Origin of the sequence: Streptomyces sp. A0592 (genome assembly GCF_004795115.1) — a bacterium.
In the GTDB taxonomy this organism is placed as follows: Bacteria; Actinomycetota; Actinomycetes; order Streptomycetales; family Streptomycetaceae; genus Streptomyces; species Streptomyces erythrochromogenes.
In genome coordinates this window covers 192,201-212,229 of record NZ_SSBM01000007.1, presented here as the reverse complement: position 1 = coordinate 212,229, position 20,029 = coordinate 192,201, and the positions used below count along the sequence as shown (strand labels likewise).

The 20,029-nt window shown below is 72.0% G+C and carries 13 protein-coding genes; 7 read left to right on the top strand and 6 right to left on the bottom strand.

Annotation, left to right across the window (positions count from 1 at the left end; translation table 11 throughout):
* Positions 1-3: 3 nt before the first annotated feature.
* Both E6U81_RS13585 and E6U81_RS13580 read left to right on the top strand, forming a co-directional pair.
* Positions 4-1,785, top strand: coding sequence for an SDR family oxidoreductase (locus E6U81_RS13585; protein ID WP_136230410.1), 1,782 nt, complete (start codon positions 4-6; stop codon positions 1,783-1,785).
* Between the two features lie 171 nt (positions 1,786-1,956).
* The gene (locus E6U81_RS13580; protein WP_136230331.1) at positions 1,957-2,871 is read left to right on the top strand and encodes a MerR family transcriptional regulator; all 915 of its coding nucleotides are present in this window, start codon (positions 1,957-1,959) and stop codon (positions 2,869-2,871) included.
* A 124-nt stretch (positions 2,872-2,995) separates the two neighbouring features.
* Here E6U81_RS13580 and E6U81_RS13575 read toward each other — a convergent pair whose 3' ends face one another.
* Positions 2,996-3,775: an aquaporin gene (locus tag E6U81_RS13575; RefSeq protein ID WP_136230330.1), complete on the bottom strand. Its 780-nt coding sequence runs from the start codon at positions 3,773-3,775 to the stop codon at positions 2,996-2,998.
* Between the two features lie 144 nt (positions 3,776-3,919).
* On the opposite strand from E6U81_RS13575, the gene E6U81_RS13570 reads away from it, so the two are divergent.
* The 3 genes from E6U81_RS13570 (at position 3,920) to E6U81_RS13560 (ending at position 9,512) form a co-directional block, all read left to right on the top strand.
* Positions 3,920-4,459, top strand: a complete 540-nt coding sequence (locus E6U81_RS13570; RefSeq protein ID WP_136230329.1) for an RNA 2'-phosphotransferase — start codon at positions 3,920-3,922, stop codon at positions 4,457-4,459.
* Positions 4,460-4,605: 146 nt separating this feature from the next.
* Positions 4,606-6,498, top strand: a complete 1,893-nt coding sequence (locus tag E6U81_RS13565) for an HSP90 family protein (protein WP_136230328.1) — start codon at positions 4,606-4,608, stop codon at positions 6,496-6,498.
* The gene (locus tag E6U81_RS13560) at positions 6,495-9,512 is read left to right on the top strand and encodes a tetratricopeptide repeat protein (RefSeq protein WP_136230327.1); all 3,018 of its coding nucleotides are present in this window, start codon (positions 6,495-6,497) and stop codon (positions 9,510-9,512) included. Before E6U81_RS13565 ends, E6U81_RS13560 begins: the two co-directional genes overlap by 4 nt.
* A gap of 61 nt (positions 9,513-9,573) precedes the next feature.
* On the opposite strand, the gene E6U81_RS13555 is transcribed toward E6U81_RS13560, so the two are convergent.
* Positions 9,574-10,479: an LLM class flavin-dependent oxidoreductase gene (locus E6U81_RS13555; RefSeq protein WP_136230326.1), complete on the bottom strand. Its 906-nt coding sequence runs from the start codon at positions 10,477-10,479 to the stop codon at positions 9,574-9,576.
* 124 nt (positions 10,480-10,603) lie between these two features.
* Here E6U81_RS13555 and E6U81_RS13550 point away from each other — a divergent pair, with 124 nt between their 5' ends.
* A complete protein-coding gene (locus tag E6U81_RS13550; protein ID WP_136230325.1) occupies positions 10,604-11,491 on the top strand; it encodes a Cof-type HAD-IIB family hydrolase in 888 nt (295 codons plus the stop codon).
* A gap of 16 nt (positions 11,492-11,507) precedes the next feature.
* Here the strand turns inward: E6U81_RS13550 and E6U81_RS13545 are convergent, their stop codons facing one another.
* The 4 genes from E6U81_RS13545 to E6U81_RS13530 form a co-directional block, all read right to left on the bottom strand.
* On the bottom strand, positions 11,508-13,259 hold the full coding sequence (locus E6U81_RS13545; RefSeq protein ID WP_136230324.1) for a GAF domain-containing protein: 1,752 nt from the start codon (positions 13,257-13,259) through the stop codon (positions 11,508-11,510).
* Positions 13,260-13,283: 24 nt separating this feature from the next.
* Positions 13,284-16,841, bottom strand: a complete 3,558-nt coding sequence (cydD, locus tag E6U81_RS13540) for a thiol reductant ABC exporter subunit CydD (protein ID WP_136230323.1) — start codon at positions 16,839-16,841, stop codon at positions 13,284-13,286.
* 82 nt (positions 16,842-16,923) lie between these two features.
* Positions 16,924-17,925 (bottom strand): cytochrome d ubiquinol oxidase subunit II, encoded by a 1,002-nt coding sequence (gene cydB / locus E6U81_RS13535; protein WP_136230322.1) that lies wholly within the window; start codon positions 17,923-17,925, stop codon positions 16,924-16,926.
* An 18-nt stretch (positions 17,926-17,943) separates the two neighbouring features.
* Complete coding sequence (locus E6U81_RS13530) at positions 17,944-19,449, bottom strand: cytochrome ubiquinol oxidase subunit I (RefSeq protein ID WP_136230321.1); 1,506 nt, start codon at positions 19,447-19,449, stop codon at positions 17,944-17,946.
* A gap of 189 nt (positions 19,450-19,638) precedes the next feature.
* Here E6U81_RS13530 and E6U81_RS13525 point away from each other — a divergent pair, with 189 nt between their 5' ends.
* Positions 19,639-20,007, top strand: coding sequence for a cyclophilin-like fold protein (locus E6U81_RS13525; protein WP_136230320.1), 369 nt, complete (start codon positions 19,639-19,641; stop codon positions 20,005-20,007).
* The last annotated feature ends 22 nt before the right edge of the window (positions 20,008-20,029 follow it).

Genomic DNA, 20,029 nt, shown 5'->3' with positions numbered 1-20,029 from the left:
GGCATGACCGGAGCAGGAGCGGCGGAGCTCGCGGGTGCGCGGGAACACTGGGTGCGCACCGGCGGGATCGAGCTGTGCGTGGTCGAGCTCGGCGAGAAGGACCGCCCGACTGTAGTGCTGGTGCACGGCTACCCGGACAGCAAGGAGGTCTGGACGGAGGTCGCCGAGCGGCTCGCGACCCGCTTCCACGTCGTGCTCTACGACGTGCGCGGCCACGGGCGCTCCACCGCGCCGCAGCCGCTGCGCGGCGGCTTCACCCTGGAGAAGCTGACCGACGACTTCCTGGCAGTGGCGGACGCGGTCAGTCCGGACCGGCCGGTGCACCTGGTCGGCCACGACTGGGGTTCCGTCCAGGGCTGGGAGTTCGCGACCGTCGGCCGTACGGAGGGGCGGATCGCGTCCTTCACCTCGATGTCGGGGCCCTCCCTGGACCACTTCGGGCACTGGATCAAGAAGCGCATGTCCCGGCCGACCCCGCGTGCGGCGGCGCAGCTCCTCGGTCAGGGCGCCAAGTCCTGGTACGTCTACATGCTGCACACGCCTGTCCTGCCGGAGCTCGCCTGGCGCGGACCGCTCGGCAAGAGGTGGCCCAAGATGCTGCAGCGCGTCGAGAAGGTGCCGGCCGGCTCCTACCCGACGGCCTCGCTGCCCTCGGACGCGGCCCACGGCGCCTGGCTCTACCGCGACAACGTGCGGCCGAGGCTGCGCCGGCCGCGCTCCGACGCCTACGCACACGTACCGGTGCAGCTGATCACTCCGACCGGGGACGCGTTCCTGTCCGAGCGGCTCTACGACGGCCTGGAGCGGTGGGCCCCGGACCTGCTGCGGCGGACCCTGCCCGCCAAGCACTGGATCCCCCGGACCCGGCCCGACCAGGTGGCCTCCTGGATCGCCGAATTCGTCACGGCCCACGAGGAGCCGACCTCGCGGGCACCCGAGCAGAAGGCCCCGGCCAAGTACGCCGACCGCTTCGGCGGCCAGCTGGTCCTGGTCACCGGCGCGGCCAGCGGCATCGGCCGGGCCACCGCCTTCGCCTTCGCCGAGGCGGGAGCACGGGTGGTGGCCGTGGACCGGGACGCGGAGGGCGCGGCGCGCACGGCCGACATGGCCCGCCTCGTCGGCGCCCCCGCGGCCTGGGGGGAGTGCGTGGACGTCAGCGACGAGCAGGCGATGGAGAAGCTCGCGGCGAAGGTCGCCGCCGAGTACGGGATCGTCGACGTCCTGGTCAACAACGCCGGCATCGGCCTGTCCGGAGCCTTCCTGGACACCACGTCCGAGGACTGGAAGAAGGTCCTGGACGTCAATCTGTGGGGGGTCATCCACGGCTGCCGGATCTTCGGGAAGCAGATGGCCGACCGCGGTCAGGGCGGGCACATCGTCAACACCGCCTCGGCCGCGGCCTATCTGCCCTCGCGCACCCTGCCCGCCTACAGCACCTCGAAGGCCGCGGTGCTGATGCTGTCGGAGTGCCTGCGCGCGGAGCTCGCCTCGAAGTCCATCGGCGTCTCCGCGATCTGCCCCGGCATCGTCAACACCAACATCACCGCCACCTCGCGCTTCGCCGGGGTGGACCAGGCCGAGGAGAAGCGCCGCCAGGAACGCTCCTCGCGGCTGTACGGTCTGCGCAACTTCCCGCCGGAGAAGGTCGCCGACGCGATCCTGCGCGCCGTGGTCCGCAACGAGGCGGTCGTGCCGGTCACACCGGAGTCCAAGGGCGCCCTGTGGATGTCCCGCTTCACCCCGCGCGCCCTGCGGCGCATCGCACGGCTGGAGCCCCGGCTGTGAGCGCGTGCCGGAGAGAGCCCGGCACGGCCATACCCCGCTCCTTCCGGCGGTCGTACCATCCCTCGCAGGAGGGCTCGCTGCGCAGGGCGGTCGAGTACCTTGCGGCTCCACCTGCCGCCCGGGCCGCAGCCGGCGCGGGCGGCCGAGCCGCGATGTCGTAGGGAGCCGGGATTGTCCGATCAGGCGGTAGCCGAGTACCGGATCGAGGATCTGGCGCACCACAGCGGAGCGACGGTGCGCACGATCCGCGCGTACCAGGACCGCGGTCTGCTGCCCAAGCCGGAGCGGCGGGGCCGCTCCAACGTCTACCGGGACACGCACCTGGCGCGGCTGCGCCAGATCGCCGACCTCCTGGACCGCGGCTACACCCTGGCCTCCATCAAGGAGTTGTTGGAGGCCTGGGACGCGGGGCGCGGGCTGGGCGGCGTACTGGGGCTGGTCGCCGAGGTGCACGGGCCGTGGACCGACGAGGAGGCGGCCCGGATCAGCCGGGAGGAGCTGAACGAACGGTTCGGCGGCCTGCCGGACGACGACGCCGTCAGCGAGGCCTGCGACCTGGGCGTGCTGGAGCGGGTTCCGGGGCGCCCGGACCAGTTCCTGGTTCCGTCCCCGCAGGAGCTGGCAGTGGCGGCCGAGCTGTACGCGGCCGGGGTGCCGCTCGTGGCCATCACCGGACACCTCCGGGAACTGCGGGGCCAGGTGGAGCACATCGCCTCGCGGTTCCTGGAGTTCACCACCGAGCACGTCTTCGCGCGCTACCTCGGGCAGGTGCCGCCCACGGACGCGGACGCGGCGGAGGCGGCGACGATGGTACGGCGGCTGCGGCCGCTGGCCCAGCAGACCGTGGACGCGGAGCTGGCGCGGGCGATGCGGCTCTTCGCGACCCGGCACCTCCAGCGGCACCTGGGAGCGGCCGGGGGGCCGCAGCCGACCGGTCCCTCGCCGGTGGCGCTGCCGGCCGGGACGGTACGGGCGGTGCAGGAGCTGGTCGGCGCCGAGCACGTGGCGGAGTTCGTGCGGGCCGCGACGGAGCGGGAGCTCCAGGCCCGGACGATGAACGATCTGGCGCGCCGGGGTGACCGGTAGACCCGAAGTGCCTGAACGGAATTGGTCCACAGGTTCCACAGGGCGGATCACGCGTTTGTCGTCAAAACCCACCCAAACGGCTGTGGACAAGTCGCCTTTTCCTGTGGGCAACTGAGACTGCGTCTCAACCGACGGCCCGGTAAGCGGTGCGGTCGGGTCCGACGCCCGCCGGCGGCTCGGGCTCACGGGCCTCGGCGGCGTCGGGCGCGGCAGCGTCCTTCGCCCGGGTCCCGTAGAGGAAGGCCGCCAGGGCCAGACCGAGGATCCCGCCGAGGAGCTGGGCGGCGACGAAGCCCGGCAGCGACCCGGGCGATATCCCGGTGAAGGAGTCGCTGAAGCTACGCCCGACGGTGCCGGCCGGGTTGGCGAAGGAGCCGGAGGAGGTGAACCAGATCGCGGCGGCGATGTACGCCGCCACCGCCGCCGGAACGAGCCTGTCGCGCCCGATGTGCCCCAGCCCCTGGATCACGAGGACGAGGCCGGCCGTGGCGATCACCTCGCCGACGAGCAGGTGGCCCCCGTCGAGCGCCCGGGTGGCGAAGGCGCCCGGGGTCCGGCCGAACATCGCCTCCGCGAGGACCGCGCCGCCGATGGCTCCTGCGGTCTGGGCCACGACGTAGACGAGCACCTCGCGGCCGCCGAGCCCCTCGCCGCCGGTACGGCGGGCCCACCAGGAGGCAAGGGTGACCACCGGGTTGAGATGGGCTCCGGACAGCGGCCCGAAGAGGGTGATGATCAGCCCGAGGCCGATGGCCGATACGAACGAGTTGGCGATGAGGGCGACGCCGGTGTCGGGGCTGAGCTCCGCGGCCTTGAGCCCGGAGCCGATCACGACCACGAGCAGGCCGGCGGTCCCGATCAGCTCGGCAGCCGCACGGCGTGGCAGAGAGGTATGGGCTGTCATGGTTTCTCCCCCAAAGCAGAAGTGGCAATGGAAAATATATTCCGCATCTCGGAATGACGATAGAGGGTGTCCACCGGACGTCCCCCGCCGCATGCCGCCGAAAATCCCTGCCGGAGGGCCACCCGAGCGGGCACGCTGGGGTTCATGGATGAAAGACGCACCGTGAAGGTGTCCAAGTACGTCTCGAAACACCTGCGGCACCAGCCGGAACGGATCGGACTGGCGCTCGATCCCCACGGCTGGGTGGAGATCGACGACCTGCTGAGCGCCGCCGCGGCACACGGCTTCCCCTTCAGCCGCGCCGAACTCGACCACGTCGTGGCCGCCAACGACAAGCAGCGGTTCGCCGTGGACGGCACCCGCATCCGGGCCAGCCAGGGGCACACCGTGGCCGTGGAGCTGGACCTTCCGGAGGCCGAACCGCCCACGTACCTCTACCACGGCACCGTGGCCCCCGCCCTCGACTCGATCCGCGCCGAGGGCCTGCGACCGATGGCCCGACACCACGTACACCTGTCCCCCGACCGGGAGACCGCGACCCGGGTCGGCGCGCGCCGCGGCCGGCCCGTCGTCCTCAGTGTGGACGCCGGGGGGATGCGTGCGGCCGGCCACGTCTTCCGGATCAGCGCCAACGGGGTGTGGCTGGTCGACGCCGTGCCGCCGCAGTTCCTGCGCTTCCAGTAGCCCGGCCCGGCAGCCCTTGCGCGGACGCCTGAAATCGCGCGGAGATTGTCGGACCATCCCCCTAATGTGTGTCCCACTCCGGGATCAGTGAGGGGGGGACCTCGCGATCGCCGAACCATTCACACCCGCACGCGAGGTGACGCCCCATGACGTCCACACCCATGTCCACACCCATGCCCGCGCCCCACAGCTTCCAGGTGGATCTGCGCGGTCTGGTGGACCTCCTCTCCCACCACCTCTACTCCAGCCCGCGTGTCTACGTCCGCGAGCTCCTGCAGAACGCGGTGGACGCGGTCACCGCACGCCGGGCCATCGACCCGGAGGCACAGGTCGGCATCCGGCTGTCGGCATCCGGTGGGCGGGTGACCATCGAGGACAGCGGCATCGGCCTGACGGCCGCCGAGGCCCATTCCTTCCTCGCCACCATCGGCCGCAGCTCCAAGCGGGGCGGCGGGGACGAGCTCCACGACCAGGCCCTGGAGGCCACCCGCCGCGAGTTCCTCGGCCAGTTCGGCATCGGACTGCTCGCATGCTTCGTCGTGGCCCGCCAGATCCGCGTGGTCACCCGCTCCGCCCGCGACCCCCGGGCCGCACCCGTGGAATGGCTGGCCACCGACGACGGCTCCTACACGGTGCGCGAACTGCCCCACGCGGCCCGCCCCGAGCCCGGCACCACCGTCGTCCTGGAAGCCCGGCCGGGTGCGGCGGAATGGACCGTCCCGGCCAAGGTCGAGGAACTGGCCCGCGACTACGGCTCCCTGCTCCCCTACGACATCACCTTCGACGACGGCGAGGGCGGCGGGCCGCGCCCCGTCACCGACCGGCCCGCCGTGTGGGAACGCGCCTTCCCCACCCCCGCCGCCCGCCGCGTCGCACTGGCCGGGCACTGCGCGGAGCTCTTCGGTTTCACCCCGCTCGACAGCATCGACCTCGACCTGCCGGTCGCCGGCGTGCGCGGGGTGGCCTACGTCCTGCCCGACCCGACCAGCCCCGCCCACCGGGCCGGACACCGCGTCCACCTCAAGGGGATGCTCCTGACGCAGCGGGCGGACAACCTGCTGCCGGACTGGGCGTTCTTCGTCCGCGCCGTCATCGACACGGACACCCTGCGGCCCACCGCCTCCCGCGAGAACCTGTACGACGACGAGACGCTCGCCGCCGTACGGGAAGCCCTCGGCGCCCGCATCCGCGGCTGGCTCGCCGAGCTCGCGGCGAGCGACCCGGACCGCCTGGCCGCGTTCCTGCGGGTCCACCACCTTGGTGTGAAGTCCATGGCCCGGCACGACTCCGAACTGCTGGGGCTGATGCTGCCGTGGCTGCCGTTCGAGACCAGCGCCGGTTCGATGAGCCTGCAGGAGTTCGCGGCGGCCCACACCGACATCCACTTCACCCGCACCGTCGAGGAGTTCCGCCAGATCGCGCCGATCGCCTCGGCCCACGGCCTCGGCGTCATCAACGCCGGCTACACCTACGACGCGGACCTGCTGGCCCTGCTGCCGTCCGTACGGCCGGAACTCAAGGTGACCGAGCTGGACGCCGGAGCCGTCACCGAACGGCTCGACCCGGTGCCCACCGCGGCCGAGCTGGCGCTCGCGCCCTTCCTGGCCACGGCGCGCACCCGCCTCGAAGCCCAGAGCTGCGACGTGGTGCTGCGCGCTTTCCAGCCGGTCACCGTGCCGGCGCTCTACCTGGACGACCGCCAGGCCCGCCAGGAGCGCGACCGCACCGCCGCGATGGAGAGCGCCGACTCCCTGTGGAGCGGCATCCTCGGGGCGCTGCGCGGATCCGCGCCCCGCGCCCGCCTGGTCCTCAACCACAACAACCCGCTGATCCGCCGGATCTCCGGCCTGCAGGACGAGGCTCTGACCGGCACCGCCGTCGAATCGCTGTACGGGCAGGCCCTGCTGATGTCCCAGCGTCCGCTGCGGCAGGCCGACTCCGCCCTGCTCAACCGAGCCTTCCTCGGCCTCCTGGAGTGGGCGATGCACTCCACCGCGCACCCCACCGATGCCCATGACGGCAAGGAGGACCAGAAGTGACGACCCTGACGCACGAGGAGATCGTGCGGGGCCTGGCGGAGAACCGCGAGGCGCCGAACGGCGCCGCGCGCAACGCACACGCGGAGGCCTTGGCCGGCGCGGCCGAGGCCGGCGGCGACCGGGCCCTGTTCCGCGAGGCCCTGGACAACCTGATCAACGCCTACCTCTACAGCTCCGAGTCGCCGAAGATCCTCGTCCCCTTCGCGCGTCTGCTGCAGGAGTACGACAAGGACCCGGCCGCCTTCTCCGAATGGGAGACCCACTCGCTGTTCTGGCAGTTCAAGTGGGTGGCCACGGCCATCGCCGACTCACCCGGCATCCCGCTGGCGTCGGCGACCGGCTGGTTGGACGAGATGGAGCGCCGCTACCGGCTCGCCGGATACAGCGAACGTCCGGTGCGCGACGCCGAACTCTGGCTGGCCCATGCCACGGGCGACGACGAGCGCGCGGAGCGCGCCTTCCGGAGCTGGCTGGCGGCGGAACGCGACGACATGAGCGACTGCCAGGCCTGCGAACTCGGGGGTCAGGGCCACTACGCCGTCTTGCAGGGCGACGACGCCGAGGCCCTGGAACTGTGGCTGCCGGTCCTCACGGGGGAGCTGGTCTGCGCCGAGGAACCGCACCGCGTCCTCGCCAGCTCGCTGCTGCCGCTGCTGCGGCTGGGCCGGACCGACGAGGCGCGCTCGAACCACCTGCGCGGCTACCGCTTGGCCCGCGGCAACGAGAGCCTGCTGCCGTCGGTCGGCAAGCACATCGAATTCTGCGCGCTCACCGGCAACACCTCGCGCGGCCTGGAGATCCTGGCCGAACACGCCTCCCACGTGGCGCCCCTCGCCAACCTCGACGACCGGCTGGCCTTCCACGGCAGCATCCTCGTCCTGCTGCACCGCCTGCGGGAAGAGGGGCACGGGGATCTCCCGGCCGTCTCCTACGAGGGCACCCCCCGCACCGTCACCGGCCTGTACGAGGTGCTCTACGCGGGCTGCCTCGACATCGCAGGGCAGTTCGACGCGCGCAACGGAACCACGCGGGTCTCGGACCGGTTCCTCGCCCGGGTCGTCCGCGAGCCGCTGGCGGCGGACCTGCCGCTGGGGGTGCGCAGCACCGGGCTGCCCCGGCCGGCCACCGCCACCGCGGAAGCCGCTCCCGCCGGGCCGGGGCCGGACGGGGCGACGCCCACCGGGTTCACCGCACTGGTGGCGCGGGCCCGCAATGCCCGGGACCTGGGCCACCCGGGTGCGGACGCGCTGTGGGCCGAGGTGGCCCTGCGGCTGGACGCGCAGCCGGTTGCGGACCCGCTGGTCCGTGCGGACCTCGCGGACCAGCAGGCACTGGCTGCGGCGCGGCGCGGCGCGCCGGAGGCGCGCCAACTCCTGGCCGCCGTCCGGGACGGGTACCGGGCGCTCGGCCGGGCGGAGCGGGCAGCCCTCGCGGAGCTGCGGATGGCGGGCGCGGCCGCTCAGTCCGCAGCCGCGCCCGCCGAGATCCGCGAACTGCTGCGGGCCGCGCTGCGATCCGCCGAGTCCCTGGACCACGCCGAGCCCCTGCGGGCACGGCGGATCGCCCTCGCGGAACTGTCGGCGATCCGTCTGGAGTCGTACCTGCGCACCGTGGAGTCCACCGGCCCGGGCGGGCACCACGACCACGGCCATCCCCACGGAGACGGCCAGGAGCACGGTCATGGTGAGCTCGCAGCCGAACTGACGGCCTTCGTCGCCGCCCACGAGGACGCCGCGCCGGACCTGGTGGCGGAGGCCGAGGAGATGCTGGGCCGGGTGACCCTGGCACAGGGCGACCCGGAGCGGGCCCTGCCGATGCTGGGGGCGAGCGCCGCGCGGGCGCTGGCGGCGGGTCGTCCCTGGCAGGCGGTGGACCCCCTGGTGCTGCGAGCCGGAGTGCTGATGTCGCTGGACCGCGCCGAGGAGGCCGAGCAGGCAGCGCGGTCCGGGCTGGAGCATGCCGCCGAGGTGACCGATGCCGAGGCGCAGGGCGTCGTACGGCTCACCCTCGCGGACATCCTGCTGCGGCGGGACGAGGCTGCGGAGGCCGCGGCGCACGCGCTGACCGCGGCCCACTGGTTCGACCGGGCCGGGCTCGGGGCAGACGGCGGTGCACAGGCCCGGCTGCTCCTGGCCAGGGCGTACGCCCGCAACGAGCGCACCGCCGAGGCCGCCGAGGTACTGCAGTCGGCCCTGCCGGACCTGCTGGAGCACGGCGACGGGCAGACCGTGTTCGTACGGGAGTTCCTCGGCGACCTGCTGCGCCGGCTGGGCGAGCTCCGCCCCGCGGCGGAGCAGTACCTGCTGGCGGCGGAGGTGGCCAAGGACTGGGAGGACCCCCGTCCGCAGGCGAGCCTGGCGCAGTCGGCCGCCGACACCCTGGACGACGCGGGGCTGGCCCAGGAGGCGGCCGCCGCCTACGAGCGGGCCCTGGAACTGCACCGCAGGACGGGCGCCGACCCGGTCGCCGAGGTACGGGTTCTGCGCTCCCTGGCCTGGCTGGGACTGCGCGAGGAGGTCACCGCCCACACGGTGGACCTTGCCCGGGGCCGCATGGGGGAGGCCTCAGCGGTGCTGGAGGCGGCTCTCGCCGCCGATCCCGGCGTGCCTGCCCTGCGGTCCGAACTCGCCCAGACCTGGCACCAGCTGGCCCAGGTGCTCGACCGGTACGTCGCCGCCGCCCGGGAAGCCGACGCGGACGAGGGCACGGACCCGGCGCGAGCGGCTCCGCTGAGCCCGGAGCAGGTCGATGCACTGCGCCTGGAGGAGATCGAGCTGTGGGACCGGTCCTGCCGGACCTACGCGGAACTCGGCCCGGACCACCTGAGGGACCGGTTCCAGTGCCTGAACAACGCGGCCTGGACCGAGCAGGAACGCGGGGACGCGGAAGCGGGGGCGGCCCGGGTCGCCGCGCTGATCGACGAGGCACGGGCGCTTCCCGAGGACGAGGTGCCGGACTGGCTCCTGCCCTCCGCCGGGCGACTGCTGGCGCAGCTGGGTGGCCGGGCCGGGTAACGGTCCCGGTGTCCCGCACCGGTCGTCGCCGCTCCGTACGGGAGCGGCGACGACCGGGGGATCAGCTGTCGAGCTGTGCCAGGGCCTCGGTGGCGATCTCCTCGAAGACGGTCTCGTCCGCAGCGAAGTCGGAGTCCGGGATCGGTGCGTGGATCACGAGCTCCGTGAATCCCAGCTCGCGGTGCCGGCCGGCGAAGTCGACGAACGCGTCCACGGACGAGAGCACGGTGTTGGCCTCGGGCGTGAACCCGGTCAGCAGGATCTTCTCCACGGGCTCGGGGTCCCGGCCGATCTCTACGAAGGCCTTCTCGAGCCGTTCGAGCTGCCCGCGCAGGGCCTCCAGCGACTGCTCGGGCGTGCCGTTCTCGAAGAGCTTCGGGTCGCCCGTGGTCACCCACGCCTGCCCGTGCCGGGCGGCGAGCCGAAGACCGCGCGGTCCGGTCGCGGCGACCGCGAACGGCAGCCGCGGTCCCTGCACACAGCCGGGGATGTTGCGGGCCTCCTCCGCGGAGTAGAAGGTGCCCTCGTGGCTCACGGAGCCTTCGGTCAACAGCCGGTCCAGCAGCGACACGAACTCGGCGAAGCGATCGGCGCGCTCACGCGGGGACCAGGCCTCCTGGCCCAGGGCCGTCGCGTCGAACCCGTTTCCACCAGCGCCGATGCCGAGCGTGATACGGCCGCCCGAGACGTCGTCGAGGGTGATGAGGTCCTTGGCGAGGGTCACCGGATGGCGGAAGTTCGGCGAGGTGACGAGCGTGCCGAGGCGCATCCGCTCGGTGGCGGCGGCCGCCGCGGTCAGAGTGGGCACCGCACCGAACCAGGGGCCGTCGCGGAAGGTCCGCCACGACAGGTGGTCGTAGGTGTAAGCGGTGTGGAAGCCGAGCTGCTCGGCGCGCAGCCACTGGTCCCGACCCCCCTCGTGCCATCGACGTACCGGAAGGATCACCGTGCTCAGACGCAGACTCATGCATCGAGCCTACGGCGGGTCGATGTTTCACGTGAAACATCGACCGCAGATGTGTTTCACGTGAAACATCGCTCACTTCCCACCCCGGCAGCCTGGCTTGATCATGGTCCGGTCCTCCCCTCCCATGGGCGAAGATGGAGCCGTGACCTCGGCTCCTCAGTGCCCGGACGGGCAAACCCCCGCGCCCCGGCTCATCGCCACCGACCTCGACGGCACCCTGCTGCGCGATGACCAGTCCGTCTCGCCGCGGACCGTCGCCGCCCTCGCCGCCGCGGAGGAGGCGGGAATCGAGGTCTTCTTCGTCACCGGCCGCCCTGCCCGGTGGATGGACGTGGTCGCCGACCATGTCCACGGCCACGGCCTCGCGATCTGCGCCAATGGCGCGGCGGTGGTCGACCTGCACGCGGGACGGGAGTTCGTACAGGTCAGGGCTCTCCCGAGGCTGGCCGCACTCTCCGTCGTCGAGGCCCTGCGCGCAGCGGCACCCGGCACGTCCTTCGCAGTCGAGCTGACCACCGGCATCAACTACGAGCCGGCCTACCCGCCCTTCTTCAAGGATCCAGGCGCCAAGCTCGCGACCGCCGAGCAGCTGCTCCACGAGAACAGGGACGAAAGTGCCGCGCCCGTTCTCAAGCTGCTGGCGCACCACTCCGAGATCGCCCCGGACGAGTTCCTCGCACTGGCCCGCTCCGCCGCCGGCACCTACGCGTCGATCACCCGGTCCAGCCCCACCTCCCTGTTGGAGGTCAGCGGGCACGGCGTGTCCAAGGCGAGCACCCTGGCCCTGTGCTGTGCCGAGCGGGGGATCTCCCCCGCCGAGGTCGTCGCGTTCGGGGACATGCCGAACGACGTGGAGATGCTCAGCTGGGCCGGCACCTCCTACGCGATGGGCAACGCCCATCCCGATGTGATCGCGGCCGCTTCCGGCCGTACGGTCGCCAACAACGAGGACGGGGTCGCCCTCGTCATCGAGCGCATCCTGGCCGAACGCCTCGCAGGGCGCCAGGCCTAGACAGCGCACCGCAGCGCTACTGGAGCGGGGCTTCCCAGACCAGGGTGGTCCCGCCGCCGTCCTCCCCGATGCCCGGGCCGTAGGAGCTCGTGCCGCCCAGCGACTCCGCCCGCCGCCGCAGGTTGCGCAGGCCGCTGCGCCGGCCGCTCTCGGGAATGCCCACCCCGTCATCGGCGACTTCCAGCCGGACTCCGGGTCTGCCGTCGGGCAGCGTGACGGTGGAGTCCAGGACCACCTCGATCCGGGACGCGTCGGCGTGCCGGAACGCATTGGACAGCGCCTCGCGCAGCGCGGCGATCAGGTTCTTGCCGACCAGCTCGCCGACAACCGTGTCGACCGGTCCGAGGAAGCGGTGTGCGGGCTTGAAGCCCAGCGGAACGGCGGCCATGTTGATCTCCCGCAGGACGCGGGTGCGCAACCCGGACGGGGCCTCCGCAGGCCCCTGCTGGAGGGCGAAGATCGCCGTGCGGATCTCCTGGATCGTCACGTCCAGCTCGTCCACGGCCTTGCCCACCCCGTCGCGTACCTCGGGGACGATCGACCGGCGCTGGGCGCCCTCCAGCATCATCCCGGTGGCGAACAGCCGCTGGATGACGAGGTCGTGCAGGTCACGCGCGATCCGGTCACGGTCCTCGAAGACCGCCAGCCGCTCCCGGTCGCGTTGTGCCTCGGCCATCATCAGCGCGAGCGCAGCCTGCGAGGCGAACTGAGTGGCCAGGGTCCGCTCGGCCTCGGTGAAGGGGCGCTTGCCCCTTGCGCGGGGCGTGACCAGTGCACCCAGCACCCGCCCGCCACTGTGCAGGGGCAGCATCATGCAGGGGCCGTACTGGCTGGTGAGCGGGCTGATCATGCGGGGGTCCGCCGAGGCGTCGTCCGTGAAGACCGGCTCGCCGCGCAGTAGATGGTCGACCACCGGACTTTCGCCCGGGAGCACCACTCCGAGCGACGTGGCCGGGTTCTCCGCCGATACGGCGACGATCTCCATCCCGCTGTCCTCGGCCGGCAGCAGGACGATCCCGGCGGCGGAGTCGGCCAGTCGGCGGGCCTGCTCGGCCACCACCGAGAGGGCGTCGTCGGCGTCCCCGCCGGACAGCAGGGCGGTGGTGACGGCGACCGAGCCGTCGATCCAGCGCTCGCGCTGGGTGGCCGCCTCGTACAGCCGGGCATTGCCGATGGCGATGCCCGCCTCGGTGGCCAACACCCGGACCATGTGGACGTCGTAGTCGTTGAACTCGACGCCGCCGTTCTTCTCGGCGAGGTACAGATTGCCGAAGATCTCGCCCTGCACCCGGATCGGAACACCGAGAAAGGTCTTCATGGGCGGGTGGTGCGCCGGGAAGCCTGCCGAGCGCGGGTCCTTCGTCAGGTCGGCGAGCCGCACCGTGTCGGAGTGCGAGATCAACGCTCCGAGCAGGCCCCGCTTCCCGTCCGGACGGTGTCCGATCTTCCGGGACACCTCCGGGCTGATCCCGTGCGTGACGAAGTCGGAGAGCCCGCGGCCCTCCGTGTCGACGACACCGATCGCCGCGTAGCGGGCGCCGGCGAGCTCGGCCGCGGTCTCGCAGATGCGGTCGAGCGTGGAGTGCAGCTCCAGCCCGGTGCCGACCGACCGCATGGCTTCCAGCAGCTGCGGTACCCGCGCCGTGAGCTCGGTGGACAGTCCGTGCAGGCTTGCGGTGGCCTCGGTGGCGGCCACCAGGGGGTCCGGCGTCCCCTGCGATGGGTCCGGCAGGGGATCCGGTGATTCCTGCGACGGCTGCGCTGACATGTCCTTGAGAGTAGTTAGTCCCCATTAGAGGGGAAAGTTGGCCAAAGTCCCGTCCGTTGCGCGTTCCCGCTCCAGCATCCGCCGCAGCGGCCCCTCGACCGCCGCCAGCTCCGCGTACCCGCCGCGCTGCACGACCTCGCCGCGGTCCAGCACGAGTACCTCGTCGACCGCCTCCAGGCCGGCCAGCCGGTGTGTGATCAGCACGGTGGTGCGGCCCTCCGTCGCGGCCAGCAGGTCCGCGGTCAGGGCGTCCGCGGTAACCAGGTCCAGGTGCTCGGCAGGCTCGTCCAGGACCAGTACGGGGAAGTCCGCCAGCAGCGCCCGGGCCAGAGCCAGGCGCTGGCGCTGGCCGCCCGAGATCCGCTCGCCGTGCTCGCCGACCAGCGTGTCCAGCCCGTCCGGAAGGCCGTCCGCCCACTCCAGCAACCGGGCCGCGGCCAGCGCGTCCCTCAGCTGCTCCTCGCTCGCCCCGGTCCGGGCCAGCCGGAGGTTCTCCCGGACCGAGCTGTCGAAGAGGTGCGCGTCCTGGGCGCACAGGCCGACGAGCGCCCGTACGTCGTCGCTGTCGAGCGTGCGCGCGTCGGCGCCGCCCAGGCGGTAGGAGCCTTCTGCCGGGTCCAGGAACCGGAGCATGACCTGCGCCAGCGTGGTCTTGCCTGAACCCGAGGGGCCGACGACCGCGATGCGGCGGCCTGCGTCCAGGGTGAGGTCCAGCCCGCGCAGCGCGTCACGTTCCTGGCCCGGGTGGCGGGCGGAGAGCCCTGCCAGCCTGAGCGGGAAGGGCGAGGCGGGAGCCTCGGCAGGCTGCTCCGGCTCGGCGACGGGCACGGGCGCGTCGATGACTTCGTAGACCCGTTCGGCGCTACGGCGCACCCGCTGGCGGTACTGGACGGCGAGGGGGAGTCCGGTCACCGCCTCGAAGGCGGCGAGGGGTGTGAAGACCGCGACGGCCATGGCCACCCCGGACAGCCGTCCGTCGTGGACCGCGTCCGCGGCGACGGCCGCGGCGGCCACGACCGTGAGCCCGCAGACGAGGGCGGACAGTCCGCCGCCCAGCCCGCTCGCGGCGGCGCCCCGCGCGGCGATACGCGTCAGCACGGCGTCGCCCTCCCGGGCCCGGCCCTTGCGGTCCGCCAGCGCCCCGGCCACGGTCAGCTCCGCGGTACCGGTCAGCAGGTCCGCCACCCGGGTGGCGAGCTCGCCGCGTGCGGGGGCGAGCCTGCGCTCCGCGCGGCGGGCGCAGGCGCCGCTGACCAGCGGCACCCCGACGCCTGCGGCGAGGAGGCCGACGGCGAGCACGGCCCCGGCTTCGGGCAGCAGCCATGTGGTGAAGGCGACGGAGCCGGTTCCGACGAGCACCGCGGTACCGACGGGCAGCAGCCAGCGCAGCCAGTAGTCCTGCAGGGCGTCGGCGTCGGCGACCAGCCGGGCCAGGAGGTCCCCGCGCCGGTGCTCGCGCAGCCCGGCGGGCGCGATCCGCTCCAGGCGCCGGTACACGGACACCCGGAGGTCGGCGAGCATCCGCAGGACGGCATCGTGCGAGACAAGGCGTTCGGCGTACCGGAAGACGGCTCGGCCCATTCCGAAGGCCCGGGTCGCGGTGACGGCAACCATCAGATAGAGAACAGGGGGCTGTTCGGAGGCCCTGGAGATCAGCCAGCCGGACACGGCCATCAGGCCGACACTGCAGCCGACGGCCAGCGACCCGAGCAGCAGCCCCAGCCTGAACCGCCCCTGCCATGCCCTGGCCACCGCCCGCACCCGGCGCAGCGGATCGGCGCTGCCCGCGTCGGACGGCATCCCGCCGAGCCGCACCCGCTCGGAGGCGGCGCCGAGGATCCACTCCCCGGCATCGGGGCCGAGGCCATCGACGGCCGGCTCCTCGGCGTCCGCCGCGGACCCTCCGGTGCGGGGGAGCGTGCCGGAAGCGTCGGCGACGGGACCGGCCGTCATCCGGACCACCCGGTCCGCGACGGCGAGCAGGGCCGGCCGGTGCACGACCAGCAGGACCGTCCGTCCCGCGGCGAGCCGCCGCACCGCGTCCACGATCCCGGCCTCGGTCTCGCCGTCCAGCGCCGCCGTCGGCTCGTCCAGCAGCAGCACCGGCCGGTCCGCCAGGAAGGCCCGCGCCAGCGCCAGCCGCTGCCGCTGCCCGGCGGACAGGCCCACTCCGCCCTCGCCCAGCAGGGTCTCGGCCCCGCGCGGCAGGGCGGACACGAACTCCCAGGCGCCGGCGTCCTTCAGGGCGGCGGTCACCTCGCTGTCACCGGCGGCGGGCCGGGCCAGCCGTACGTTCTCGGCGACGGTGCCGGCGAACAGGTGCGGCCGCTGCGGTACCCACGCGATCCGCTCCCGCCAGTGCTCCGGCGACAGCTCGGCCAGGTCCGCGCCCGCGATCCGCACCTGTCCGGCGGTCGGCCGGACGAACCCCAGCAGCACCTGGAGCAGCGTGGACTTGCCGGCGCCGCTCGGGCCGGTGAGGGCCACGCACTCCCCCGGGCCGACGGTCAGCGAGACAGGCCGGGGAGAGTCCTCGTTCCGGCCCTCGTAGCGGACGGCGACCCCCTCGATCTCGATCCGCAGGGGAGCGCTGCCCGGCAGTTCCGCCGTACCGGCCGGCCCGGCACCGGGGGTCTCCAGGACCTCGAAGATCTCCTCGGCGGCCGCCAGCCCCTCCGCGGCCGCGTGGTACTGCGCTCCCACCTGCCGCAGCGGCAGATAGGCCTCGGGCGCAAGGATCAGGATGACCAGGCCCGTGTAGAGGTCGAGTTCACCGTGGACCAGTCGCATGCCGATGGTCACGGCCACCAGCGCGACCGACAGGGTCGCCAGCAGTTCCAGGGCGAAGGAGGAGAGGAAGGCGATGCGCAGCGTCCGCATCGTCGCCCGCCGGTAGTCGTCGGTGATCTTGCGGATCGACTCGGCCTGCGCCTTGGCGCGGCCGAAGACCTTCAGGGTGGGAAGACCGGCCACCACATCGAGGAAGTGCCCCGACAGCCGTGACAGGAGCCGCCACTGGCGGTCCATCCGGGACTGGGTGGCCATGCCGATGAGGACCATGAACACCGGGATGAGGGGGAGGGTGACCACGATGATGGCCGCCGAGACCCAGTCCTCGGTGACGATGCGGGCGAGCACCGCCACCGGCACGACGACCGCGAGCCCCAGCTGGGGCAGGTAGCGCGAGAAGTAGTCGTCGAGCGCGTCCACGCCCCGGGTGGCCAGCGACACCAGCGATCCGGTCCGCTGCCCGCCCGGACGCCCGGGCCCGAGCTCCGCCGCCCGGTCCAGCAGCCTGCCCCGCAGTTCCGACTTGACCGCCGCACTGGCCCGGTGCGCGGCCAGTTCCGTCAGCCATGCGATCAGGGCGCGGCCGAGCGCCACCGCCGCGAGCAGCACCAAGGGGGTACGGAGCGCCGCGCCGTCGAGGCCCTGCTCGAAGGCGCCGACCACGATCTCGGCGATGAGCATCGCCTGCCCGACGACCAGCCCCGCCCCGGCGAGCCCCAGGGCCACCACCGCCCCCAGGAAGAGGCGGGTGGACCGGGCGTACCGGAGCAGACGCGGGTCGATCGGTTTCACGTGAAACATCCTCCGGGGGAGGGCCGGCCGGGCCGGCGGGTCAGGTGGCACGAGGACACGGGCGCGTGCATGAGCAGTGGGCTCAGTGCGCGTCGACGATGTGCTGGGTCCCGATCCGCTTGCGGAACACCCAGTACGTCCAGCCCTGGTAGAGCAGCACGAGCGGGGTGGCCACGGCGGCGCACCAGGTCATGATCTTCAGCGTGTACGGGCTGGACGAGGCGTTGGTGACCGTGAGGCTCCAGGCCGGGTCCAGCGAGGAGGGCATCACGTTCGGGAAGAGCGTCAGGAAGAGCATCGCGACGGCAGCCGCGATGGTGATCCCGGACAGTGCGAACGACCAGCCCTCGCGACCCGCCAGGTTGAAGCCGAGCGCACCGAGCAGGGCCAGCACCGCGACGGCCATCGCGATCAGGCTCTTCCCGTCGCCGCGCGAGACCTGGGTCCAGATGAGGAAAACCAGCGCCAGCACGGCGGTGACGAGGCCCAGCACGGTCGCCGTCCTGCGCGCCCTGTCCCGGATGTCACCGACGGTCTTGAGCGAGGCGAAGACCGCGCCGTGGAAGGTGAACAGGGTGAGGGTGACCAGCCCGCCGAGAAGCGAGTAGACGTTGAGCAGGTCGAGGAAGCTGCCGACGTACTCCTTGTCCTGGTCGATCTTCACTCCGCGCACGATGTTGGCGAAGGCCACGCCCCACAGGAACGCGGGGATCAGCGAAGTCCAGAAGATCGCGTGTTCCCAGTTGGCCTGCCAGCTCTCCTCGGGGCGCTTGTGCCGGTACTCGAAGGCCACGCCCCTGATGATCAGGCAGACCAGGATGAGCAGCAGGGGCAGGTAGAAGCCGGAGAAGAGAGTGGCGTACCAGTCGGGGAAGGCGGCGAAGGTCGCACCGCCGGCCGTGAGCAGCCAGACCTCGTTGCCGTCCCACACGGGCCCGATCGTGTTGATCAGGACCCGCTTCTCCGTGCGGTCACGGGCGAGCAGCTTGGTGAGCACGCCGATGCCGAAGTCGAAGCCCTCCAGGAAGAAGTAGCCGATCCACAGGACGGCGATCAGCACGAACCAGACGTCGTGGAGCTCCATGGTGCGTTCTCCTCAGCCTCAGTACGAGAAGGCCATCGGCCGGTCGGGGTTCTTGTCGTCCCCGCCGATCTTGGTGGGCGGGTTGAGGTCTGCCTCGGTGAGCTCCGGCGGGCCGAGCTTGACGTACTTGACCAGGAGCCTGACCTCGATCACGGCGAGCACGGCGTAGAGCAGGGTGAAGCCGATCATGGAGGTGAGCACCTCGGCCTGGGAGACGTGCGGCGAGACCGCGTCGCGGGTGCGCAGGACTCCGTAGACCACCCACGGCTGGCGGCCCATCTCGGTGAAGATCCAGCCCCAGGAGCTGGCGATGAGCGGGAAGCCCGTGGTCCAGAGGGCGACCATCCAGTAGAGGTTGCCGATCTTGGGGCTCAGGGCCTTCTTGAAGAGCACCAGGTTCGGAACCTCGTCCTCGCCCGTGCGCAGCCCCGGCGGCAGGAGGAACTTCTTGCGGGTCAGCCAGAGCCCCAGCACGCCCACACCGAGCGAGGCCATGCCGAAGCCGATCATCCAGCGGAAGCCCCAGTAGGCGACGGGGATGTTGGGCCGGTAGTCGCCCGGCCCGAACTTCTCCTGCTCGGCCTTGTTGACATCGTTGATGCCCGGGACGAAAGAGGTGAAGTCGTCGTTGGCCAGGAAGGACAGCAGCCCCGGGATCTCTATGGCCACCTTGTTGTGGCCCTTCTCGACGTCTCCGTAGGCGAAGACGGAGAAGGGCGCGGGCGCCTCACCGTCCCAGAGGGCCTCGGCGGCGGCCATCTTCATGGGCTGCTGCTTGAACATGACCTTGCCGAGCAGGTCACCGCTGATCGCGGTGCCCAGGCCGGCGATGATCAGGACCACGAGGCCCAGGCGCAGCGAGCTGCGCATCACGGGGACGTGCTTCTTGCGCGCCAGGTGGTAGGCGGAGATGCCGGCCATGAACGCACCGCCGACGAGGAAGGCGGCCGTGATCGTGTGGAAGAACTGGGTGAGCGCGGTGTTCTGGGTGAGCACCAGCCAGAAGTCGGTGAGCTCGGCCCGGCCCCGCTCCTCGTTGATCCGGTATCCGACCGGGTGCTGCATCCAGGAATTCGCCGCCAGGATGAAGTAGGCGGACAGGACGGTGCCGATGGACACCATCCAGATGCAGGCCAAGTGGATCTTCTTGGGCAGCTTGTCCCAGCCGAAGATCCACAGTCCGATGAAGGTGGACTCGAAGAAGAAGGCGATCAGCGCTTCGAAGGCGAGGGGCGCACCGAAGATGTCACCTACGAACCGCGAGTAGTCGGACCAGTTCATGCCGAACTGGAACTCCTGGACGATGCCGGTGACGACACCCATCGCGATATTGATCAAGAAGAGCTTTCCCCAGAACTTGGTGGCTCTGAGGTACTTCTCCTTCTCGGTGCGCACCCAGGCGGTCTGCAGGCCGGCCGTGAGCGCGGCGAGCGAGATCGTCAAGGGCACGAAGAGGAAGTGATAGACGGTGGTGATGCCGAACTGCCATCGCGCCAGGGTTTCTGGCGCCAGAGCCAGGTCCACGTCCTCGTCTCCTTCGTGTCGCCGTGATCACAGGGGGAGCCTGACTTCCGAACCCGCCCAATCAGGGAGGAAGCAGACACGCTTGTGAACGCGTTCACATTCACAAGCATTATGGCGCACGACTTTCGGCCCCCCTCACCCGGGGTACCCCTCTAGCCAATCCATTCAACAGATTGTTGAATGCGGCTCATGCAGATACGAATCTCCTGGCCCTCGGGCCAGCTCACCGCAACGCTCGACGAGACCCCGACCAGCAAGGCGCTGGCCGAGGCCCTCCCGATCTCCGCCTCCGCGAACACCTGGGGCGAGGAGGTCTACTTCGACACGGGCGTATCCGTGGCCCTGGAGCACGACGCCCGGCAGGTGGTCGAGCCCGGCACGGTCGCGTTCTGGACCGAGGGAGACGCCCTCGCGCTGCCCTACGGCCCGACGCCCATCTCGCGCGGAGGCGAGAGCCGCCTGGCGAGCCCGTGCAACGTGCTCGGCTCGTTCGACGGCGACCCCCGCCTGCTGTCCACCGTCCGCGACGGCGACCCCGTCCGCGTGGAACTGGCCTGAGACTCCCGCCCCACCCGGCCGG

Excerpts from the sequence above, each read along its gene's own strand:
- E6U81_RS13585 (WP_136230410.1), top strand. The coding sequence starts at position 4 with ATGACCGGAGCAGGAGCGGCGGAGCTCGCGGGTGCGCGGGAACACTGG.
- E6U81_RS13575 (WP_136230330.1), bottom strand. The coding sequence starts at position 3,775 with ATGACAGCCCATACCTCTCTGCCACGCCGTGCGGCTGCCGAGCTGATC.
- E6U81_RS13570 (WP_136230329.1), top strand. The coding sequence starts at position 3,920 with ATGGATGAAAGACGCACCGTGAAGGTGTCCAAGTACGTCTCGAAACAC.
- E6U81_RS13565 (WP_136230328.1), top strand. The coding sequence starts at position 4,606 with ATGACGTCCACACCCATGTCCACACCCATGCCCGCGCCCCACAGCTTC.
- E6U81_RS13555 (WP_136230326.1), bottom strand. The coding sequence starts at position 10,479 with ATGAGTCTGCGTCTGAGCACGGTGATCCTTCCGGTACGTCGATGGCAC.
- E6U81_RS13550 (WP_136230325.1), top strand. The coding sequence starts at position 10,604 with ATGGGCGAAGATGGAGCCGTGACCTCGGCTCCTCAGTGCCCGGACGGG.
- E6U81_RS13545 (WP_136230324.1), bottom strand. The coding sequence starts at position 13,259 with ATGTCAGCGCAGCCGTCGCAGGAATCACCGGATCCCCTGCCGGACCCA.
- cydB (WP_136230322.1), bottom strand. The coding sequence starts at position 17,925 with ATGGAGCTCCACGACGTCTGGTTCGTGCTGATCGCCGTCCTGTGGATC.
- E6U81_RS13525 (WP_136230320.1), top strand. The coding sequence starts at position 19,639 with ATGCAGATACGAATCTCCTGGCCCTCGGGCCAGCTCACCGCAACGCTC.